The organism is Acinetobacter sp. S4397-1 (assembly GCF_024129285.1).
GTDB classification, from domain to species: Bacteria; Pseudomonadota; Gammaproteobacteria; order Pseudomonadales; family Moraxellaceae; genus Acinetobacter; species Acinetobacter lwoffii_C.
Genome location: NZ_JAMXXZ010000023.1, coordinates 20614 through 41781, shown reverse-complemented (window position 1 = coordinate 41781; position 21168 = coordinate 20614). Strand labels below are relative to the sequence as shown.

The following is a 21168-nucleotide window of genomic DNA, read 5'->3' as shown; positions in this document are numbered from 1 at the left end:
GAAAAAAGAAGAGTTTAAGGAAATTTTGGCAATTTTAAGAAGGCAGAACCCTGATAGGATAAGGGTTCTGTGAAATTTGTCGTGTACAGAGTTAATTACCTTAATAAGTTCATCTTTTCTCTATATTTCCTCCATATTGATGAACTACAGTAAATAAGATTGTTTTAACAACTGGTCAAAGAAATGAATGATGTTTCACCCCTCTAAATCCTGTTATTTAGAGCTCAAAAATTGAGTAACAGGTTGAATTTATAACAACGAGAGCCTTTCTTTTTATTTAATAATACTTAAATAATGCTCCCTAAAACCTCCAGAAGAATGCAACTTAGGCAATAAGATAATCCACGTTTCTACTACAAAAACTACATTAGTTTACAATTAACCGAAATCTAGCGTTAGCTTCTAGAAAAATTGGAAGGGATGTTTAACCATAAAAAAAAGCGGCTACTAAAGCCGCTTTTTGATAAGAAACTAGTTATCCGAGATCAATGCCACCTGCTGCACATAGTTGAATAGCTTCTGCTTTGACTCGGCTAGAGTCGCTTCATCAGCCTGAGCTTTCAAATCGCGGTGAATCCGCAAAACATGCTGGCGAATGGTATGACGCTCTGCTGCATTATAAGTTTTGCTAAAGTCATTAATGACCGGATCACCATCTTTGATCATGCGTTCGACCCAGCGTTGCAGCTGAGCGGTCTTCTTTAAACCCTGTTTTGGGGTTAAATAAGACAAAATTATGCTTTCATCTTCATTACGCAGCAGTTTGCCAATCCGTTGAAACTGGCGACGGCGTGCCTCATTGGAGCCGATGCTCTGTACATCCAGCAAGGCATCAATCAGACGCTCTTCTACAGGCAGATTTTTGATCTGCTTTACACTGAGCTCAGCCAGCTGTGCGCCCAAAGCAGCCATCCGCTGGACGGCTTTTTTCTGTTCAGTTTTACTTGCACGTCCTTCTAAAGATTCAAAGTCTTCTTCAGTAAAACTGTGCGGTCGACGTGCCACGATTAATCTGCCTCATAAAATTTTGCTGCAAAAAGTGCCTGAATTTCAGATAAGGCCATGTCCTCATCTGCGCCTTCAATCACCAAGCGTAAAGTGGTTCCCTTGCCTGCACCGAGCATCAACAGGGACATGATATTTTTCGCATCTACCAGTTTGTTCGCCTTTCCAATCTGGATACTGGAACGAAACTTGGTCGTTACTTCAATCAGTTTACCAGATGCACGCGCATGTAAACCCAGTTTATTAATCACGTCAACAGTCGTATCAATCATGACCAGTGCTTCATTTCTCGGTGGAGGACTTGAATAGACCATTTTGCCTCAAGCGCTTTTTTTAGTCTATCCACAATATAAACAGAACGATGCTGCCCGCCGGTACAACCAATAGACACCGTTATATAATGACGATGTCCTTCAGCAAAGGTCGGCAGCCACTTGTCCAGAAAATGATAAATATCCTGAAACATATCTTCGACTTGAGCGCTTTTTTGCAAAAACTCCTGCACCGGCTGATCCAGGCCTGAAAACTTGCGAAGTTCAATTTCCCAGTGTGGATTAGGCAAATGCCGTACATCGAAGACATAATCGGCATCCAGAGGAATCCCGTGCTTATAACCAAAGGATTGTAAGATCAAAATCAGCTGATCGGTCTGTCCCAGTCGGGACAATAACGTATGCTTCAGGTCATGCACACTTTTATCGGTGGTATCAATGTGCACGGTAGAGCGCAGCTGAATCGGCATCAGCAGGATTTTTTCTTCCTGTATACACTGATTCAGGCTTTTAAAACGTGCAGCCAGAGGATGTGGACGACGTGAAGCACTAAAGCGGGCGATCAACTCCTGATCCTGTGTGGTCAAATAGATGATATCGACCGAGCCATGCTGCTGTAGCTGCTCAAACACATGATTAAACTCTTCCAGATCCGCCCGGGTACTGCGCACATCGACCCCGAGTGCCAGCAATTCCAGATTATTGTCATTGTCCAGTTTTGCTACAATCTCAGGAAGTAAGGCCAAAGGCAAGTTATCAATACAGTAATAACCCAGATCTTCCAGTACCTGCAAAGCAGATGACTTACCTGAACCAGATTGCCCCGTGACAATTAAAATGCGCTTCATGCCCTACCATCCTTTCATCCTAGCCAACTGCGTACTTGACCTGCAAGTTATCGATCAAACGTGTGGTACCGAGTTTTACTGCCACCAATATCACCACATCTTGATTAAACGTCTGAATTTTCTGTAGCTCCAGGCTACGTGCTTCCACATAGTCGACTACAAGTCCGGCATCGGTCAGCGTTTCACGAATGCCTCTCAATACTTGTTCCAGCGTTTGGCCAGCATGTAACTGCTGCTCAGCGGCTTGCAGACTCTGGAAAATCACCGGTGCAGTTGCACGCTCCTGCTCACTTAAATATCCATTTCGTGAACTGAGTGCCAAACCATCTTCCGCCCGTGCAATCGGTACACCAATCACTTCCAGAGGAATATTCAGATCCTGGACAAACTGACGGATCACAGCCAGTTGCTGATAATCTTTTTGCCCAAAGAACGCATAGTTTGGCTGAACAATATTAAACAATTTTGTCACGACAACAGCAACACCATCAAAGTGGCCTGGACGTTGCAAACCGCACAGGTCATTGGTGATCTCAGCTACACTGATATTGGTCAACCGTGGCTTGTTACCATACATCTGCTCCACGCTTGGAGCAAATACGATGTCACAACCGGCTTCCGCCAGGAGCTGCTGATCCTGCTCCAGGGTACGTGGATAGCTATCAAAGTCTTCATTCGGTCCGAACTGGATCGGATTAACGAAAACACTGACCACAACGACATCACATAGCTTACGTGCTTCACGTACCAGATTCAGATGCCCCTGATGCAGATTACCCATGGTCGGTACAAAGCCAATCATTTTACGTGCCGAACGTGCAGGATTCAGTGAAGCTGATAAACCTTGGATGGTTGTTTCTGTTTTCATGTTACAACTCGACTTGGAATGTTTGTTCAGGTGCCGGGAATGAGCCATCCAATACTGCCGCATGATAGGCTTTGAATGCATCCAGAATGGCAGTTGCACCCGATTGCTCTTGCATAAAGTTACGTACAAATTTTGCAGTATGACCAAAGGTCAAGCCCAGCATATCCTGTACCACCAGTACCTGGCCATCGGTCGCTGACCCTGCCCCGATTCCAATGACCGGAACATGCGGGAACAGCTCAGTAATTTCCTGACCCAGTTGCGCAGGTACACACTCCAGTAAAAGTAGTGCAGCACCCGCCTCAACCACCGCCTTGCAATCTGCAATTAACTGATCTGCGGCTGCACGGGTACGTGCCTGTAATTTATAACCGCCAAAGACATGCACCGACTGCGGTGTTAAGCCCAGGTGGACACACACCGGAATACCGTTACGGGTCAATACCTGAACCGTTTCCGACAGCCATGCGCCACCTTCCATCTTGACCATTTGCGCACCAGCCTGCATTACAGTTTTCGAGCTTTGCAAGGCATCATTTAAAGTGGCATAACTCATAAATGGCAGATCGGTCATAATCAAAGCATGCTGATTGCCACGGCGTACCGCTGCCGTATGATAGGCCATATCTTCTACAGTTACAGGCAGTGTTGAGTCGCGACCCTGAATGGACATACCTAAGGAATCACCAATCAGAATACTGTCGACTGCGGCAATTTCCATGGCTTTAGCCATACTTGCATCATAACAAGTCAGGCAAGAAAATTTACGTCCTTCAGCCTTATATCGTCTTAAATCACTGAGACTGATCATGAAGATACTCCTCTATTTTTGAAGTTCTCTCGAACTGCCAATTATTTCAAAATTAAATATTTGCCCAGTTGGTGCGATCGAAGACCGTCAAGGCTGAGTGCTTAACGATGTCAAGGTCTTTTAATATATGTCCATTGAGCTGTAATTCAGGATCAATATCCAGCAGAGGCAGCAGCACGAAGTCGCGCTCCAGCACTCCCACATGCGGCACAATCAAACGCTCATGCTGAATCTGTTCATCGCCATAAATCAGCAAGTCCAGATCCAGCGTACGCTCGCCCCAGTGTCGTAAACGCACCCGGCCTGCTTCCTGCTCAAAGGCCTGCAGCTGATCCAGCAAGTCCAGCGCTGCAAGGTCTGTGACCAGTTGCACCACAGCATTGTAATAGTTCGGCTGGTCCTGTGGACCCATGGGCGGGCTTTGATATAAATGCGACGCTTTGACCGCCCCCAGGCTGGCCAGCTTGTATACGGCTTCTGCTAAAATCTGGCGTGAATCGCCAAGGTTGCTTCCCAAACCGATATAGCTGACTGTCATTGTGTTGGCCCAAAAATAACCTGGCTTAAGTCACGCTGTACACGTTTACGTTTGGTAATCGGGTGATCTGCACCAATTTCGCCACTGGCAGTTAGCTGGGAAACGGATTTACGCTCGGCCTCATATTTGGCTTTACGTACACGACGGTTGCGCGGCTCCGGCTCATTCACCAACGGTTCGATTTCAGTCATTTCCTGAGCCACTAGACGCTGCTCCAGATGCTCTTCCTGAGAAACCTTACGACGGTTTCTGGCACGCTGACGGTTATATTGGGCAATGGCGCGCTCTTTTTCATCACCATTCATTTGCTGGTATTCATCCCACCAGGTGCCCATCCCTTGTGCCGTTGCATCGCCCGATTTTTCACGTAGCAGCAGGAAGTCAAAGCCGGCACGGAAACGCGCATGTCCTGACAAAGCATCAATTTGCTGTGGTTTTGGATTCAGCAGACGGGTTTGCATTTCCCAGACTTCACGAATAAAGGTTTCAGCAAAACGTGGAATGACCGTGCGCGTGGCCTGACGCTTCAGTACATCCAGCCCCGCTTGGGCACGTGCTTCAGCTGCCACCACACCGCGGGAAAGATAAAACTCACAGCGCTCTAAAAATGGCTGCCATAGCAATACCGCATAAAAGAAAGCGGGATTGATGGTTTTACCAATTGAAATACGCTGATCTGTATTTTTTGCTGCACGCTCAATAAACGGCGTAATATCAGGCTGGATATCAGCAAATAACTGACGCCAGATACCAAAATCAATCAGCATCGGCAATACCCGGTTCAAATGCCCCATAGTAAAGAGTTTCTGTGACTCGTCATATAGACGGTGCGGAGAAACGTCACGTAACAGCTGGGTCATTTCCGGCGTAAAAATATCCAGAATGGCCTCATCAATATTGAAATTCAGTTTGGCTGCAAAACGTAAAGTGCGCAGCATCCTGACCGGATCTTCCTCAAATCTTAATGTCGGATCACCGAGCAAACGCAAGGTTTTACTTTTGATGTCCTCTACTGCATGACAGAAGTCCAGCACAATTGCTTTGCGCGGCTGATAATACAGTGCATTAATAGAAAAATCACGGCGGGCAAAATCCTGTTCGATGGTGCCCCAGTTATTGTCACGCAGGATCATGCCCGCAGCAGAGGTAACTGCTTTTTTAGGCGGCGCACGAAAGGTCGCTACTTCCACCAGTTCACGGCCGGAATAGACATGCGCCAGCTCGAAACGTCGTCCGATAATCCGACAACGCCGTCCGAATACCTCTTTGACCTGAGCGGGTGTGGCATTGGTGACAGCATCGAAATCTTTGGGGTTTAAACCCAGCATCAGATCCCGGACACCCCCCCCTACAATATAAGCTTCATAGCCTGCCTTGGTTAAGGCATCAATCACATCGAGAATATAAGAAGGTAATTGAGCGGTTGATAAACCACATTTTGACGCGTGCAAAGTTTGCAAAAGACGCTGTCTCCTACGTCTGAACGTAAATTTTTAAGATGACGCTAATCATATCGCTTACACCGCTAAAGGGCAATTTGATTATCTCATTCTTAGCATTCAGATTGATTGGCAATTCATCGTCTCTTCAGTCTGCTTACAGCCCCAGTCTAGCCTTGTTTTTGGCAAATAAAGCTGGCCCGATTCCCTTGACCAGCTGAATATCTTCAATCGTTTTAAATTTACCGTTTTTCTGCCGATATTCAACAATCGCTTGCGCTTTCTTCTGTCCAATCCCATGCAACTGCTGTAACTGCTCCACATTTGCCCTGTTCAGGCTAATTTTATCGACAGCCGAAGTGACTGATAAAGCAGGCTTGGCCAGATAGTAATCACTTTCAGAAGCAGGAGAGATCGCTACTTTCTGTTGTAGACGCGCATCCTGTTGCTGCTGCCGGGTTTTCCATTCCGTATAATTTGTTCCATTTGTTCCCGCTGCTTGAGCAGTAGTCGCAATTGACAGACAACCAAGCCAGCAGCCGAGCAGAAGAAAACTAATCCATGTCAGACCTGTTCGAGGTTGTAAGGTGTTCATGAGCAGCCCTTTTTTTTAATTCTAACTTGGCCTGTTCCCAGAGCTGATCCAACTCAGCCAGTGACAGACTTTCCAGGTTTAATTGTTGTTTGTCGGCCTGATCTTCCATCAAGGCAAAGCGAGTCCGGAACTTATGGATCGTTCCCAATAATGCCATTTCGCTTGAAACTCCAAGTTTACGGCCGATATTCACCAATGAGAATAAGCAGTCGCCAAATTCTTCCTGTATTTCATCGGAATTCTGTGCAGCTATGGCCTGCTTGAGTTCGCTTAATTCTTCTTCCAGCTTGCCATACGCACCTGCCACATCAGGAAAATCAAAACCAATTTTGGCTACATTCCGCTGAATCTCGTCGGCCTGCTGCAATGCTGGCGCATGCTTGACTTGATCCAGGCGTGAACGGGGTTTGCCCTGCTTTTCTGTCTGCTTAATTTTCTTCCATAATACTGACACATCTTCAGGGCTCAGCTGTGCAAACTGCTCGGCCTGAAACACATGCGGATGACGACGAATCAGTTTATCGCTAATCGCCTGCACCACGTCCTGAAAATCGAAAGCACCCTGCTCGCTGTACATTTGCGCCTGAAATACCACCTGTAACAGCAGATCTCCAAGTTCATCCCGCACATCTTCAACATTAGCAGAACGTACCGCTGCCTCTACTTCATACGCTTCTTCTATCGCATATCGGGTTAGAGATTCGGGAGTCTGTTGCTGATCCCAGGGGCATTTTTCACGTAACTCACGCATGATCTGGAGTAATTGTTCCACTTTTTAACACCTCATCTTTACCAAATAGCCGCTTTATTCTGCCTATTTCTTGCTATGCTCAAAAAAAAAGACAATAAGGAGATCAAGCACATGCACAGTATATTGATTAGTGGTGCTGCACAAGGAATTGGTGCCGCGACAGCTGCCCTGTTTTACCAGCACGGCTACAAAGTCGGTATTTATGACATTAACGTGGAGCAGGCAGAACAACTGGCCCAGCAACTCGGTGAACATGCCAAGGCCGGCTTTATTGATGTAACAGATTATGCTGGCTGGGAAGCAGCTTTGAGTGAGTTCGCAGCCTGGGCCGGTGAGATTAATATCCTGGTCAATAATGCCGGTATTTTATATTCAGGTCCTTTTGAAAATACCCCCATTCCATCACATCATCGAACCTTGGATATTAATATCAAAGGCACTCTCAATGGCTGTCATGCAGCTTTTCCCTATTTAAAACAGTCCTCTTTCGCCCGGATCATCAATTTATCCTCAGCATCTGCGATTTATGGTCAGGCTGATTTGGCTTCATATGCGACCAGCAAGTTTGCAGTACGCGGCCTGACTGAAAGCCTGGATATTGAATGGCAACCTTATGGGATTCGAGTCTTGGATGTGATGCCACTTTTCGTAAGTACCGCGATGGTCAAAGATATGCAGGCGGAAAGCATCAAAAAAATAGGCGTGCATTTGAAAGCAGAAGATGTGGCGCAGGATATTCTTAAACTCGCGCAGCTCAAAGATTCCATCTGGCAAGTAACCCACCATCCCGTCGGGTTTAAAAGCCGGTTCTTGTTCCATCTCTCCCAAATAAGTCCCCAGTTCGTCAACCGGATCAGTAATCTATGGCTTGCCAAAAAATAAAAAAATAGTGAATATGCTTTTAGACACCTGGATGAATCTGAATAACTGGAAATTTAAAACCCTTGCATGACTGCTCACTTTGCCAAGCCACGCTAAGCATGCAGCCCACGAGAACATAATTTTGATAAGCATACATTCCTATATCTGGATGTTCGCAGCGCCCACCATTTTGCTCCGGATAGACTTGGGTATTCAACTCATTTAAATTTATCCGAATCCCCAATCCTGAAGCCTTCAAGACAGCTTCTTTCGTGGTCCAGACCTTGAACCAGTACTCTGGATCATAATTCAGCTCCTGCCATTGCCTGAGTTCTTCAGGATGAAAAGCGTGTTGTGCCAAGGCTTCGAAACGAACCTTTCGGTCGAGATCTTCAATATCAACCCCTAAGTTCTGAACCTGATGACTGGTTGCCAGAGCATAGAAATTTCGGCTATGACTATGATTAAAGCTGAAATCTGGATGAGTATGGAGATAAGGTTTGCCGTATTCGGCCAGGCTGAAATCCTGCTGATCAATCACGCAACCCAACTGTGTGGAGAGCAACTGGTTACGATAGCCATAAATCCATTGTTTACGCTGCTGAATATAGTTTTTACGATCCAGGCCCTGTAAATGTCTAAGTCTTGGTGCCAGTGCGATCCAATTAATATGAATAATAGACTTCAAAAATAGTTGCCCTTATAAAAATGTTGCATTTAGAGCTTAAAGTATAAATCAAACTAATTGCCTCTCTGACCAAGAGTCAGGAATACCCGAAAATATACTTTAATAAAACTTAAGTAAAACAATAAAATGTAGTGATTAATTAAAATAACACATGAGCTTTAAAGCTATTTTTAATCGCATAAAAACCCGTTACAATTCAGCTACAATTTTATACATAGAAAAACAGAGGGTCATATGTTTAAGCGAATCATACTTAGCACTGCAATTATTACACTATCATTTTCAACCCAAGCTAGCTCTTGGTTAGAAGCTGCTACAGCAGTTATGGGAGCTAGAAACGGCGCAATCATGGATCAGGCTGAAGCCAATATGGAGCGCAGCCGTTTGCAGGCGAATACTGCTGTTGCACGTGCAGACCGTGCTTATGCTTCTAATTATAATCATGCTTCAAATCAAAATAACGGTGTCTACTCAACCACATACTTAAAAGGTTTAGATTGTACCGATTTGGCGGTAGAAGCGCGCAGTTTTGAACGCAGCTTAGAAGCAAGTCAACATGCCCTCAATCAAGCTAATAATCCTGTTTCTAAATTGGCAGGTATTGCAAGTGGTGCACTCTCTGCGTTTGCAGGCCAGTCTCAAACAGTTGCACGCGCAACTGAAATCACCAATGCTTTTACTGGCAATAACAATCAAAATAATATTGCTGCTTCTCAAGCCGATGCTGACGTAGCTTTAGCTAATCTTGAAAATATCCGTATTTATCAAAAAGCAAAAAAATGTTCAATCTAAAATGCAAACAAATAAAAAAGCCTGCTTTTCGCAGGCTTTTTACATTTAAATATGGCGATTAACCACGTTTAAATTTCTTCTCTGCTTTCTTGAATTTCTGTACATAACGACGGCGGCGCGCAGCAGTACGTTCGTCTATTTGTGACTTGCGGCCTTCAAACGGGTTTTCCGAGGTTTTAAATTCAATTTTTACTGGTGTCCCTTCAAGTTTGTACACTTTACGGAAGACGTTTTCCAGATAGCGACGGTAATCCGCAGGCGTTTTATCCACCTTGTTACCGTGAATCACGATCGTCGGCGGGTTTTGTCCGCCCATGTGCGCATAACGCATCTTGATTCGGCGGCCCTGTACCGTTGGCGGCTGATGCGCATCGGTTGCATCATTCAGGATTTGGGTCAGTTTGGCCGGTGATACTTTCAGATGAGAAGAATCATAGGCACGATGAATCGAAGGATACATCTCGCCCACCCCAGTACCATGCAGGGCAGAAATCAGGTGAATTTTCGCCCAAGGAATAAAGTCAAAGCGGCGCTCGACATCCAGCTTACATTGCTTGCGATCATATTCAGACATATTGTCCCATTTATTGATCGCAATTACCATGGCGCGGCCAGCTTCCAGCGCATAACCGATCAGGTGTAGGTCCTGCTCTACAATCCCGTCACGCGCATCCACCACAATCACCACCACATGCGCATCTTTCATCGCCTGCAAAGTTTTCACGATGGAGAATTTCTCGATCATCTCATCCACTTTACCTTTACGGCGTACCCCGGCGGTATCAATCAGGGTGTACTGACGGCCGTCACGCTCAAAAGGAATATAGATCGAGTCACGGGTGGTTCCCGGCTGGTCAAATGCAACCACACGTTCTTCACCCAGCAGGCGATTTACCAGTGTAGATTTACCCACGTTTGGACGGCCGATAATCGCCAGACGCAGCCCGGTATTCTTGTCATGTTCTTCCGGGTTTTCATCTTCAGGCACATCCGCAAGCACATCTTCTAACATCTGCTGCACGCCGCGGCCATGGCTGGCGGCTACCTGTAAAGGCTCACCCATTCCAAGCTTATAAAACTCTACCAGCGCGGCTTCTGCATGCACGCCATCTACTTTGTTGGCGACAAGAAAGACTTTTTTGCCAAGGGTACGCAATTCACGAGCAATCTGTTCATCAGAAGCCAGCAGCCCGGCACGTGCATCGACCACAAAAATGATCATGTCAGCTTCATGAATGGCGGTTTTGGACTGCTCCGCCATGTAGGAGTCGATGCCCCCTTCATTTTCACCAATACCGCCGGTATCCACCACAATAAATGACTTATTCTGGTAGACGGCATCGCCATATTTACGGTCGCGGGTCAGGCCGGCAAAGTCTGCCACCAATGCGTCACGGCTCTTGGTAATCTGGTTAAACAGGGTTGATTTTCCGACGTTCGGACGACCAATGAGCGCAATTACGGGTTTCATAGATTAACCTTTATTCAATATCAGGCAGTCTATAGAGGCCTGCACATCAGAAAGTATAGGAAGATAGCGGGTAAATACCCGAAATAAAAACACGGGGCATTGAGTTTTCAATCGCCCCGCGGTTCAAAAAATACGGTTGCGCCTAGTTTAACATAAGGCAAGTAAAATTAACGATTCTGCCAGATGCTCAATGCACCCTTACGTGTCGACACATAGAGTTGATTGTCAATCACACGCAAAGTACGGACTTCCCCTGAAGTTTTGGCACGACCGACAATCTGTCCATTACGTGGATCGATCAGATGCAATACACCCTCCAGATCACCCACCACCAGCTCATTCCCCAGCATCACCGGGTTACTCAGCTGGCGATTCAACAACTGGTCATTTTCCCAAAGCGGTTGGCCGGTGGTAATTTCATAGGCACTGATTTTACCATTGCTTTGTGCCACAAATACACCATTTCCGACCACTTCCGGACGTTGAATACTACTGGCATCTTCACTCCAGACCACCTGCTGTGAGGCCAGATCCAGTACCGTCACCTGGCCTTGATAGCTGGTCGTCACGACAAACTGTCCAGCCACCACAGGTTCACCATCAATATCCACCAGACGCTGGATATCTGAACGTCCATCCGATACAGCGACACGGCGCTGCATTTTTGGTACACCACTGATCGCGTCGATGACATAAATATAGGCATTAGCAGAGGCTATCAGGATATTACGTGCATCCAGAGGCACAGGAGCAGCCACACCACGTAAGCTGAACTGTACATTCGGCAGGTTATAGGTCCATACCTGTGTCCCAGTGGTAGCTTCATGTGCATACACCGTACCATCATTACTTACCGTAATGACATGTCCCGCATGAATCAGCGATGGCGCTAAAATGGCACCCGTCAACTGGGCAGTCCACTTTTGCTCCCCTGTTTTCTGGTCCAGGGCCAGGAGTTTACCTTTGTTGGTGCCTACCACCACGATTCCATCAGCGGCTTCTACACCAGCACTCAGGGAATCTTGCGCTACTTTTTTCTGCCAGACACGTTGCTTGCCATTAAATGCGCTCACTTCACCCTTAGGGTCAATTGCAAAAATCAGCCCCTGGTCTGCACCCAGACGCAGACGCAAAGGATCTGCTGCTTCAGTGGCAGAAACATTGGTCGAAAACACCGGAACCAATGTTTTGGCCTGAGTCAATTTAGGCAATGGATTTGGTTTAACTTCTGGGGCTTTATTGGTTTTACCCGCACAGCCCGCAAGTGCAAGGGTCAAAACTGTCAAGGCACAGGTGATTTTATATGTTCTATTCATTCAGTTTCGTCCACTTGTGTTTCTATAATTGGGCGTTCAATCTCAGGATCATCGACCAGCACGCCTACGCTTTCAAGTTTCATTTGTAAAATTTGACGTTCTTCTTTGCGTTCCATTAATGCATCCCATGCACTTTGATATACTTTTTTAGCATTTTCAATATCATTTTTGGCAACATAAATATCACCACGCACTTCATCCGCAGTTGCCTTGAATGCCGGTTCAGTCACTGCATCTAATGTTTTAAGCGCAGCATCATATTTTTTCTGAGCCAGCTGTGCATAGGCCAGACGCAATTTCACCACCTGAATCAGACCTGCATCCTTGACTTTCGAGTTTTCAACTTTCTGCAAGGCCTTTTCAGCGGCAGCATAATCCTCTTTATCATAAGCCAGTTTTGCCATCACCAGCTGGGTCTGGATGGCCTGAGCAGAATCCGGAGCATCTTTGACAATTTTGTCCGCTGTTTCAGACAGCTTGGCAAACGCATCGCCATCCTGGGCTTGCGCGTCATCCATCAACTGCTGCACCTTAGCAGTCTGCATTTGTGCTTCTGCCAGGTTTTTCTTCTGCCAGTATTCCCATCCGAAAAAGGCAATCAACGCAATCAAAATCCCGGTAATGATTGAAGAACCATACTTTTTCGTAAAGGATTTCAAACTTTCAAGTTGATCATCATCACTCATTGCGCTCATGCGATTACCCTTTTCCTAATGTTTTATCGATTATTTTGAAGAAATTTTAGTACTGAAAAATGCAACAAATTCAGCAAATGGTACATTCGTCTGCTCGGCAGTTGACAACTCCTTGACTGTAAAGCTCTGAGCTTCCAGCTCACGCTCACCGACGATCGCTGCATATAAGGCACCCGCCTGATCTGCCTTTTTCATTTGCGATTTCATTGAGCCTTGTGAGCCCACCTTTAAGCGTATCGCACTGCCTGTGGCTTCAAGCTGATCACGGATCTGTTCAGCCAGCACCAACGCTTTGCCTTGGGAGGCCGGATCAGCGACCAGAAATACTTCACAGTCACGTGTTGGCGTATTGTCTTCAACTTGCTCCAGCAGAAGCAATAAACGCTCTATACCCATCGCAAAACCGACTGCTGGGACAGACTGGTCTGCCTTGCCTTTCAACTGTCCAACCAGACCATCATAACGGCCACCGGCACATACCGTACCTTGTGAACCCAAATGCGTTGTGGTCCATTCAAAGACTGTCTTATTATAATAGTCCAGACCACGTACCAGCTTTTGATTAATCACAAAGCTGATACCGGCTTCAGTCAAATACTGCTGTAGCTGATTAAAATGCGCCAGCGTGTCTTCGCCCATAAAGTCGTGCAATTTTGGTGCATTTTCCAGAATTGACTGGGTCTTGGCATCTTTAGAATCCAGAATACGCAGCGGATTTGTACTTAAACGGCGCTGTGAATCTTCATCCAGATCGGCTTTATGAGCATCAAGGAATTCCACCAGTGCGGCGCGATATGCTGCCCGCTCATCCGATTCACCCAGCGTATTCAATTCCAGCTGAACCTTGTCAGCCACACCCATACGTTTCCATAAACGCGCCGTCATCAGGATCAGTTCGGCATCTATATCTGGAGTAGCCACACCAAAGGTTTCTACCCCAAACTGATGGAACTGGCGGTAACGGCCTTTTTGCGGTTTTTCATAGCGGAACATCGGTCCAATGTACCATACACGCGGTGCTGCACCGCGCAACAGGTTATGCTCCAGCATGGCACGGACACAACCTGCTGTTCCTTCAGGACGCAAGGTCAATGACTCAGGCGGATTTCCCTTGTCCAAAAAGGTGTACATTTCTTTTTCAACAATATCCGTGGCATCACCAATAGAACGCTTGAACAGATTGGTCTGCTCAACCATCGGCAAACGGATTTGTTGATAACCATACGTATCCATCAAGCTTGATAGATGCTGTTCAAGACGTCTCCAAGCCGGGGTTTGCGCTGGGAGAATGTCATTAAAACCTTTGATTGCGACGATTGAACTCATGATCTACTCAGAAAAACCTGTGCGAATAATCTCTTTGGATTTAGCTTTTTCAAGCTCAGAAACACGTTGACGAACCATTGCTTCGATTTCATCAACCAGTTGATTTGTGTCAATTAAATGGCTTTTTTCACCATTACGGTACACCAGTGAACGTGGACTTGCACCCACTACACCAATATCGGCTTCTTTGGCCTCACCTGGACCATTGACCTTACAGCCAATAACCGAAACATCCATTGGTACGCGCACATCTTCCAGACGCTCTTCCAGAACCTGCATGACCTTGATCACATTAAATTCTTGACGTGAGCAGCTTGGACAGGCAATAAAGTTAATGCCGTTAGAACGCAGACTAAGTGATTTTAAAATATCAAAACCGATTTTAATTTCTTCTTCAGGCTCTGCCGCCAGGGAAATTCGCATAGTGTCACCAATGCCTTCCATCAGCAGGCCACCGAGGGCAATCGCGGATTTCACTGAACCGGTACGATAAATACCAGCTTCAGTCACTCCCAGATGCAGCGGGTTATCAATTTGCTGCGACAGCAAACGGTACGCATCCATGGTTAAGAAGACATTGGAGGCTTTAACCGAAACTTTGAATTCCTGAAAGTCGAGACGATCCAGAATGTCGATATGGCGCATTGCGGATTCAAGCAGAGCCTGGCCCGTCGGTTCGCCATATTTCTTTTGAATATCTTTTTCCAGAGAACCGGCATTTACCCCGATTCGCATGGAAATATCATGATGCTTTGCAGCAGCCACCACTTCACGGATTTTGGCTTCAGAACCGATATTGCCCGGATTGATACGCAGACAGTCCGCCCCATAGTCTGCAACCGCAAGGGCAATCTTATAGTCAAAGTGAATATCAGCAACCAAAGGCACACTGACCTGCTTACGGATTTCGCCAAAGGCGATTGCGGCCTCCATGGTCGGCACAGATACACGCATAATATCCGCGCCCACATCCACACACCGCTGGATTTGTGCAACGGTCGCATCCACATCACAGGTTTCAGTATTGGTCATTGACTGAATACTGATAGGGGCATCCCCTCCCACATAGACAGAACCCACACGGATTTTACGTGTTGAACGACGCTGAATTGGATTAATAATCATTCTTTCGACCTACTCTCACCCTTAACGTGACAAACGGAATTCTGCTTTTCCGTTCACGGTATATGGAGACAATGAAATACTTTCATTATTTAAACTGAGTGATACGGCAGTGGCATCATCCAGACGAATCTGAAATGGTGGCTCACCACTAAGCTGCAAGGTGGAAGCTTGACGGCCAGTCGCCAGTACCTTTCCAGTGGAATCCACGATATGAACCGAGGTTGGACGCTGAAAATCCAGTTTTAACTGGTCGCCCATCATGGCTGTGCCATTATCCAGATTTAGAACTTCAATATGAGAAGAGGGGTCTGCGGCAATTTCACTGTCATTCTGGCTATTATTGCTGGACCAGTTTTGTATGATCGTCGTCAATACCCCCAGAATCACCAGTACCATCAAGGCAATCAAAATGCGTTTTAACCATTTACGGTTACGATCGCGCTTCGAACCCGGAAGTTTCCCCATAATTTTGATCGGAGAATTATTCAGGGCATGATTGGGCAGCAGGCCGGTATCATTCGTATAAATTTCATCAAAACGCTGGATAATGCTAGAAGCATCTACCCCCAGAAACTTGGCATAGATACGATAATAGCCCTTAATGAAAGTGGCTTCAGGCAAAGACTTGTAGTCATCCTGCTCAAGCGCAGTCAGGGTTTTGACCGGAATATTCAGCTCATTGGCTGCATCGTCCAGATCGCGTTGCTGATTGATACGAATCTGACGCAAGTACTCACCTGGACGTTGAACATTTCCTAACGCGTTTGGAGCTACGCTCGAATGATTCGATGGTGAATTAGGATTTACTTCCATACGGCCTCAGTACTGTACTGTAATTGCAAATAACGTTGGTATTCCTGGCTTTCAGGAAAGAGTGCACGCAATTGATTAACCAATACCTGCATTCCTAGCCGATCACCATTGGCACGCGCGGTACGAATGCCAATCCAGAGTGCGCGGGCACTCTGATTTTTCTGTCCCACCCCACGCACAAAATGTTCATACATTTGTGTCGCTGCCGGGAACTGCTGGTTCAGATAAAAAATTTCTGCCAACTCTAACATTGATATATATGAATCGCGATTAGCCTGTAGCGCCTGTTTGAATGTTTTTTCAGCATTCACAACATCGCCAGTTTTCAGATAAATACGGCCCATATTCTCCAGGGCACGAAATCGCTGATCATACCCTAAAGTTGCACCCGCAATTTTAAACTGCTCGATCGCATCATTATAGCGTCCAAGCTGATATAAATAGGTACCGTAATTATTTCGCGCCTGTGCATTTTTCGGGTCTGCGGAAATGGCACGCTTGAAATAAGTCTCGGCTTTTTCCAGATTGAGTGGACTGCCTTCCTGCTGAAGCAGCACACCCATCATCATGTTGGCCTGAGAATCACGCGAATTGCTTTCCAGTGCCTGATCGAGCGCACGTTTTGCTGAATCCAGATCACCTGATTTAAGATATTCTGCCGCCAATTGTGTACGGACTTTAGTGGCTTTTTCCGGGTCTTTCTGACCCAGTTCTGGCGTTTGGCACGCGGTTAACCCCCAAAACCCACACAGCACTGAAATCAAAGCAAGTTTGGATGTCAGATTATTCAATTGGCGACCTCTTGTTATCCTTGTGAGCGCATAATCTCATTTGATTGCGCAATTTTCTTTTTCCACTGCTCCGCTCGGCGGGTACGGTCAGCAACCTGTCCGACCAGCTGTCCACACGCAGCATCAATATCATCGCCACGCGTCTGACGAATCGTACACACAAAACCGGCATCAGACAAAGTTTTTTGGAAAGAAATAATCCGGTTACGGCTAGAACGGCCGTATGGCGCATGCGGAAACGGATTAAATGGAATCAAATTGATCTTGCTTGGAAGGTTCTTCAACAATTTAATCATCTGTTGCGCATGTTCAGGATGGTCATTCACCCCATCCAGCATCACATATTCAATCGTCACGTGTTTACGCGAACTTTCATTACCATCTTTGGCAATGTAACGCTGACAGGCGGCAATCAATTGTTCAAGTGGATATTTTTTATTGATCGGTACCAACTCATTACGCAGTTCATCATTTGGTGCATGCAATGAAATCGCTAGGGCCACATCAATATCTTTCACCATCTGATCAATTTTTGGCACTACACCTGAAGTTGATAAAGTCACGCGACGTTTGGACATACCATACGCAAAGTCATCCAGCATCACTCGCATCGAGTTAAGTACGGCATCGTAGTTCAGCAATGGCTCGCCCATGCCCATCATCACCACGTTCGTGACCGAACGTTCACGCTCAAGTACAGGCACATCTTCCATATAGGAATAGTTGGCCATCCACAGCTGACCGATGATTTCTGCCTGAGTCAAATCACGCTGAAAACCCTGTTTGCCGGTAGAACAGAAAGAACAGTCCAATGCACAGCCCACTTGGGATGAAATACACAAGGTACGTCGTAAACCGCTACGATGTTCTGCCGGAATCAATACTGTCTCGACCAGAGAACCGTCACCGTCGCCCACACGGAATACCCATTTACGGGTGCCATCTTTGGAATAGTTTTTATGCACCACTTCTGGCGCTTTAATTTCACAAATCTTTTCCAGTTTTTCACGTAGCTTGCCTGAGATATTGGTCATCTCGGCAAAATCTGTTACAAAAAACTGGTGAATCCATTTCATCACCTGTCCGGCACGGAACTTCTTCTCGCCCAGATCTTCGAAGAATTTTTCCATTTGTGGACGTGACATGCCAAGTAAGTTCACTTTTTCCACAGAATTTTGCTGTGCAGGAGTGGACAGAGATTGTTGCTGGGCATCAGAAACTGCTGATGTAGCGACCACGTCAGTACTCATGTGTATTACCTAAACCATGTCTAAAGATGAAAGGAGAAGCTCAATATCTGAGCAAAAAATTATTCAGAGAATAAAAAAACCAGATAAGTATAATAACACTTATCTGGTTTGAATACTGCGTATTAACGCGTACGTGGAGCAATCTCAGTTTGCGCGAAGAAGTAGTTCACTTCACGATCAGCAGATGCTACAGAGTCAGAACCGTGAGCAGCGTTTTCGTCGATGCTTACAGCGAAGTCTGCACGGATAGTACCAGGAGCAGCTTCTTTAGGGTTTGTTGCACCCAGAATGTCACGGTGAGCAAGAACAGCGTTTTCGCCTTCAAGAACTGAAACAACCACTGGACCAGAAGTCATGAATGCAACCAGGTCAGCAAAGAAACCACGTTCTTTATGCTCAGCGTAGAAGCCTTCAGCTTCAGCTTGAGTCAAGTGTTTCATTTTAGTTGCAACGATTTTAAGACCCGCTTTTTCAAAACGAGCAAAAATATCACCAATGTGGTTTTTAGCAACTGCGTCTGGTTTTACAATAGATAATGTACGTTCAATAGCCATGATCGGCTCCTTAAGTCAATTGTTGACATGAAATTTTGCCGCATTATACCGAATAATGGACTTGTTTCTTCGTTTCAGAGGTAAAAATTTTACTTTTTTCAAGCCAGCAATTAACGGGCTTCGTCAATCCATGCCATTTGAATGCCTTCCAAAAGGCCTTCGGTCGATTTATTCGGGTCATCTTCAAAATCAGGCAGTGCACAAATCCAGGCATGCAGATCGGTAAAGCGAACCCATTGCGGATCAACATCCGGATGCGCTTCATACAATTCAATCGCGATATCGAGGGTATCTGTCCAACGTAAACCCATATCTATTCCTAAGCATATCTAGTGTGATGCTGTACTTTAGCAAATCTGCAAAATTCTGCGAGCCTTTCGCCGGGCTTCTGCTTGATTTTTTACAACACAATATTTAAAAATGGCGCCATACATACAATCGCCATTGCCAGCACGCCACCAAGTAAGGCCCCTACCACCACATCGCTTGGATAATGCAGCCCCAGCACCATGCGGGACAAAGCCACCAAAATGGTAAAGGGCAGCATCAGAAACAGTAATGCAGGCACTACATAACCCAGTACCACCGTAGCCATTACAGCATGTAAGGTATGGCCTGAAGGAAAGCTAAAATGATCCAGCGGATGTTCACCCAAGCGGATCACCTGATGCACCTGATAGGGACGCGGCCGTACCGTCTTGGTTTTAAGGACTTTATAAATTAAAGTTCCTACCGTACTACCTAAAACCAGATAGATAATTTGCAGGCTATATATCAAGCCCTGTACGATCCAAACACTCAACACCATCAGATACCAGAAAATCCCATCTCCAAGGCGGCTGACGATTTTAAAAAAGGTGGTAATACGCTCCGAACGGGAAAAATGATTAAGATAAACACAGCCTTTTAAATCAATTTCCAAAAACTTGAGTTTTGCATTTTGAAATTTCATTGTAGAGCTCTTATTGTTTTATGCCCTGTATTTTTCAGGTTGAACCACCGAATACAAGGCTTGTTCAAATTGATACACTGGATATTGCCAGCCAACTTCTTCAGCTTTTTGACGTGCCAGACTCCCCATCTGTTGTAGACAGAGCAGATCTGGCAGCTCAAGCATATTCTGTATAAAAGCTTGCTGATTTCCACGTGCACTTAAATAACCTGTTTGACCATGCCGGATATGTAAATGCGCACAGGCATAATCATACGCAATCACTGGCAAACCACTTGCCATTGCCTCTAAAACCACATTACCGAAGGTTTCGACCTGACTGGCAAAACAAAATACATCTGCACTGGCATAAGCCTGTGATAATTTTTGACCCGACAAACTTCCTGTAAAAATAACACTTCCATCCTGATTAAGCCGCTCCAACCTAGCCCGATCAGGTCCATCGCCTACGATGACCAGACGTATATTCTGCTGATACAGCTGGCGCATTCTCAAATACACCTGAATCAAGACATTCACCTCTTTTTCTGGTGAAAGCCTGCCTACATAGAGCATCACGCGAGTCGTGGCAGAGACACCCCAAGCATAACGCAATTCGGGTGAGCGCCACTTTGGTGAAAATGTATCCGTATCGACACCACGGCCTACAACAGCAAGCCGGCAAGTGACCCCAAAATCGGTCAGGGCTTGTGCCGTTTCCTGACTAGGCACACATGTCAGAGCAGTATTGTTATGAAACCACTTTAAATAATTCTGGATCGGTTTAACCAGAAAAGCCAAATCAAAGAAACGGCTAAAATCCTGAAAGGAGGAATGAAATCCACTCGATACCGGGATTCCCTGCAGCTTTGCCACTTGCTGAGCCGCCAACCCCAAAGGACCTTCCGTCACAATATGCACCAGATCAGGATAAAAATCCTCAATTGCCTGATAAATTTTTAAAAATTGAGGCCGACCAAACTGTAGATGTGCATATCGGGGAATATGATGCGCCTTGACCAGACATTCAGCATAGGCTTTAAATTCACTACAGGTTTTTTGTTGTTCTGGGCGAATCAATAAGATTTTATGGCCCTGCTTTTGTAAACCTTTACAAAGCTGTAGCAATGAATGTGCCACCCCATTAATTTCTGGTGGCCAGGTTTCGGTCACAATAGCAATTTTTAGGCGGGGACATACCAGACTCTCCAAGGCAGTTTTATAGGGACTGACCGGTCTGCGCTGACCTTTCAAATCAAACTGGATTTTATGAAGAACTGGTCGCTGTTTTAATAATTCTGAGATGGAAGTTTGTGACATCCCGCACCTGTCTAGTTATATTTTTCATTCAGCATAGAAACTGCATATGACTACTTGATGAATCATGAGGCTCAAATACAGTTCCATAACAATATTCATCACTGCCTA

At 45.8% G+C, this 21168-nt stretch carries 24 protein-coding genes; 2 read left to right on the top strand and 22 right to left on the bottom strand.

Annotation, left to right across the window (positions count from 1 at the left end):
• Positions 1–471: 471 nt before the first annotated feature.
• From yjgA to mazG, 9 genes are all read right to left on the bottom strand, one after another.
• Positions 472–1005, bottom strand: a complete 534-nt coding sequence (gene yjgA, locus NI467_RS11070; RefSeq protein WP_151205372.1) for a ribosome biogenesis factor YjgA — start codon at positions 1003–1005, stop codon at positions 472–474.
• 2 nt (positions 1006–1007) lie between these two features.
• Complete coding sequence (locus NI467_RS11065; RefSeq protein ID WP_151205377.1) at positions 1008–1277, bottom strand: HPr family phosphocarrier protein; 270 nt, start codon at positions 1275–1277, stop codon at positions 1008–1010.
• The gene (rapZ, locus tag NI467_RS11060; protein WP_151205373.1) at positions 1274–2125 is read right to left on the bottom strand and encodes an RNase adapter RapZ; all 852 of its coding nucleotides are present in this window, start codon (positions 2123–2125) and stop codon (positions 1274–1276) included. Before rapZ ends, NI467_RS11065 begins: the two co-directional genes overlap by 4 nt.
• A 19-nt stretch (positions 2126–2144) precedes the next feature.
• On the bottom strand, positions 2145–2993 hold the full coding sequence (panC, locus tag NI467_RS11055; RefSeq protein ID WP_151205374.1) for a pantoate--beta-alanine ligase: 849 nt from the start codon (positions 2991–2993) through the stop codon (positions 2145–2147).
• A gap of 1 nt (position 2994) precedes the next feature.
• Positions 2995–3804, bottom strand: a complete 810-nt coding sequence (gene panB, locus NI467_RS11050) for a 3-methyl-2-oxobutanoate hydroxymethyltransferase (RefSeq protein ID WP_151205375.1) — start codon at positions 3802–3804, stop codon at positions 2995–2997.
• 52 nt (positions 3805–3856) lie between these two features.
• Positions 3857–4342 carry a 2-amino-4-hydroxy-6-hydroxymethyldihydropteridine diphosphokinase gene (gene folK / locus NI467_RS11045; RefSeq protein ID WP_151207277.1) on the bottom strand — a complete coding sequence of 162 codons (486 nt, stop codon included), beginning with the start codon at positions 4340–4342 and terminating at the stop codon, positions 3857–3859.
• Entirely contained in the window at positions 4339–5802 is a 1464-nt protein-coding gene (pcnB, locus tag NI467_RS11040; protein WP_151207275.1) for a polynucleotide adenylyltransferase PcnB, read from the bottom strand. The genes folK and pcnB overlap by 4 nt, the downstream gene beginning before the upstream one ends.
• Positions 5803–5938: 136 nt before the next feature.
• Positions 5939–6376: a ComEA family DNA-binding protein gene (locus tag NI467_RS11035; RefSeq protein ID WP_174659335.1), complete on the bottom strand. Its 438-nt coding sequence runs from the start codon at positions 6374–6376 to the stop codon at positions 5939–5941.
• Positions 6336–7148, bottom strand: coding sequence for a nucleoside triphosphate pyrophosphohydrolase (gene mazG, locus NI467_RS11030; RefSeq protein ID WP_174659334.1), 813 nt, complete (start codon positions 7146–7148; stop codon positions 6336–6338). Before mazG ends, NI467_RS11035 begins: the two co-directional genes overlap by 41 nt.
• 90 nt (positions 7149–7238) lie before the next feature.
• On the opposite strand from mazG, the gene NI467_RS11025 reads away from it, so the two are divergent.
• Complete coding sequence (locus NI467_RS11025; RefSeq protein WP_151204117.1) at positions 7239–8009, top strand: SDR family oxidoreductase; 771 nt, start codon at positions 7239–7241, stop codon at positions 8007–8009.
• 19 nt (positions 8010–8028) lie between these two features.
• On the opposite strand, the gene NI467_RS11020 is transcribed toward NI467_RS11025, so the two are convergent.
• The gene (locus NI467_RS11020) at positions 8029–8676 is read right to left on the bottom strand and encodes a 4'-phosphopantetheinyl transferase superfamily protein (protein WP_151204116.1); all 648 of its coding nucleotides are present in this window, start codon (positions 8674–8676) and stop codon (positions 8029–8031) included.
• Between the two features lie 234 nt (positions 8677–8910).
• On the opposite strand from NI467_RS11020, the gene NI467_RS11015 reads away from it, so the two are divergent.
• Positions 8911–9468, top strand: a complete 558-nt coding sequence (locus NI467_RS11015; RefSeq protein ID WP_151204115.1) for a hypothetical protein — start codon at positions 8911–8913, stop codon at positions 9466–9468.
• A gap of 58 nt (positions 9469–9526) precedes the next feature.
• Here NI467_RS11015 and der read toward each other — a convergent pair whose 3' ends face one another.
• From der to NI467_RS10955, 12 genes are all read right to left on the bottom strand, one after another.
• Positions 9527–10939: a ribosome biogenesis GTPase Der gene (der, locus tag NI467_RS11010; protein ID WP_151204114.1), complete on the bottom strand. Its 1413-nt coding sequence runs from the start codon at positions 10937–10939 to the stop codon at positions 9527–9529.
• Between the two features lie 167 nt (positions 10940–11106).
• Positions 11107–12255 (bottom strand): outer membrane protein assembly factor BamB, encoded by a 1149-nt coding sequence (gene bamB / locus NI467_RS11005; protein ID WP_253152953.1) that lies wholly within the window; start codon positions 12253–12255, stop codon positions 11107–11109.
• Positions 12252–12950, bottom strand: coding sequence for a tetratricopeptide repeat protein (locus tag NI467_RS11000; protein ID WP_174659331.1), 699 nt, complete (start codon positions 12948–12950; stop codon positions 12252–12254). The genes bamB and NI467_RS11000 overlap by 4 nt, the downstream gene beginning before the upstream one ends.
• 30 nt (positions 12951–12980) lie before the next feature.
• Positions 12981–14276 carry a histidine--tRNA ligase gene (gene hisS, locus NI467_RS10995; RefSeq protein ID WP_151204111.1) on the bottom strand — a complete coding sequence of 432 codons (1296 nt, stop codon included), beginning with the start codon at positions 14274–14276 and terminating at the stop codon, positions 12981–12983.
• A gap of 3 nt (positions 14277–14279) precedes the next feature.
• Positions 14280–15401, bottom strand: coding sequence for a flavodoxin-dependent (E)-4-hydroxy-3-methylbut-2-enyl-diphosphate synthase (ispG, locus tag NI467_RS10990; protein ID WP_151204110.1), 1122 nt, complete (start codon positions 15399–15401; stop codon positions 14280–14282).
• A 21-nt stretch (positions 15402–15422) separates the two neighbouring features.
• On the bottom strand, positions 15423–16214 hold the full coding sequence (locus tag NI467_RS10985) for a helix-turn-helix domain-containing protein (RefSeq protein ID WP_253152951.1): 792 nt from the start codon (positions 16212–16214) through the stop codon (positions 15423–15425).
• The gene (pilW, locus tag NI467_RS10980; RefSeq protein WP_373688388.1) at positions 16205–16978 is read right to left on the bottom strand and encodes a type IV pilus biogenesis/stability protein PilW; all 774 of its coding nucleotides are present in this window, start codon (positions 16976–16978) and stop codon (positions 16205–16207) included. The genes NI467_RS10985 and pilW overlap by 10 nt, the downstream gene beginning before the upstream one ends.
• Positions 16979–17019: 41 nt before the next feature.
• On the bottom strand, positions 17020–18255 hold the full coding sequence (rlmN, locus tag NI467_RS10975) for a 23S rRNA (adenine(2503)-C(2))-methyltransferase RlmN (RefSeq protein WP_174659328.1): 1236 nt from the start codon (positions 18253–18255) through the stop codon (positions 17020–17022).
• A gap of 122 nt (positions 18256–18377) precedes the next feature.
• Complete coding sequence (ndk, locus tag NI467_RS10970; RefSeq protein WP_035265623.1) at positions 18378–18809, bottom strand: nucleoside-diphosphate kinase; 432 nt, start codon at positions 18807–18809, stop codon at positions 18378–18380.
• 110 nt (positions 18810–18919) lie between these two features.
• On the bottom strand, positions 18920–19120 hold the full coding sequence (gene iscX, locus NI467_RS10965; RefSeq protein WP_151204106.1) for a Fe-S cluster assembly protein IscX: 201 nt from the start codon (positions 19118–19120) through the stop codon (positions 18920–18922).
• 89 nt (positions 19121–19209) lie between these two features.
• Entirely contained in the window at positions 19210–19761 is a 552-nt protein-coding gene (locus NI467_RS10960; protein WP_151204105.1) for a phosphatase PAP2 family protein, read from the bottom strand.
• An 18-nt stretch (positions 19762–19779) separates the two neighbouring features.
• Positions 19780–21060 carry a glycosyltransferase family 1 protein gene (locus NI467_RS10955; RefSeq protein ID WP_253152949.1) on the bottom strand — a complete coding sequence of 427 codons (1281 nt, stop codon included), beginning with the start codon at positions 21058–21060 and terminating at the stop codon, positions 19780–19782.
• Positions 21061–21168: the final 108 nt, after the last annotated feature.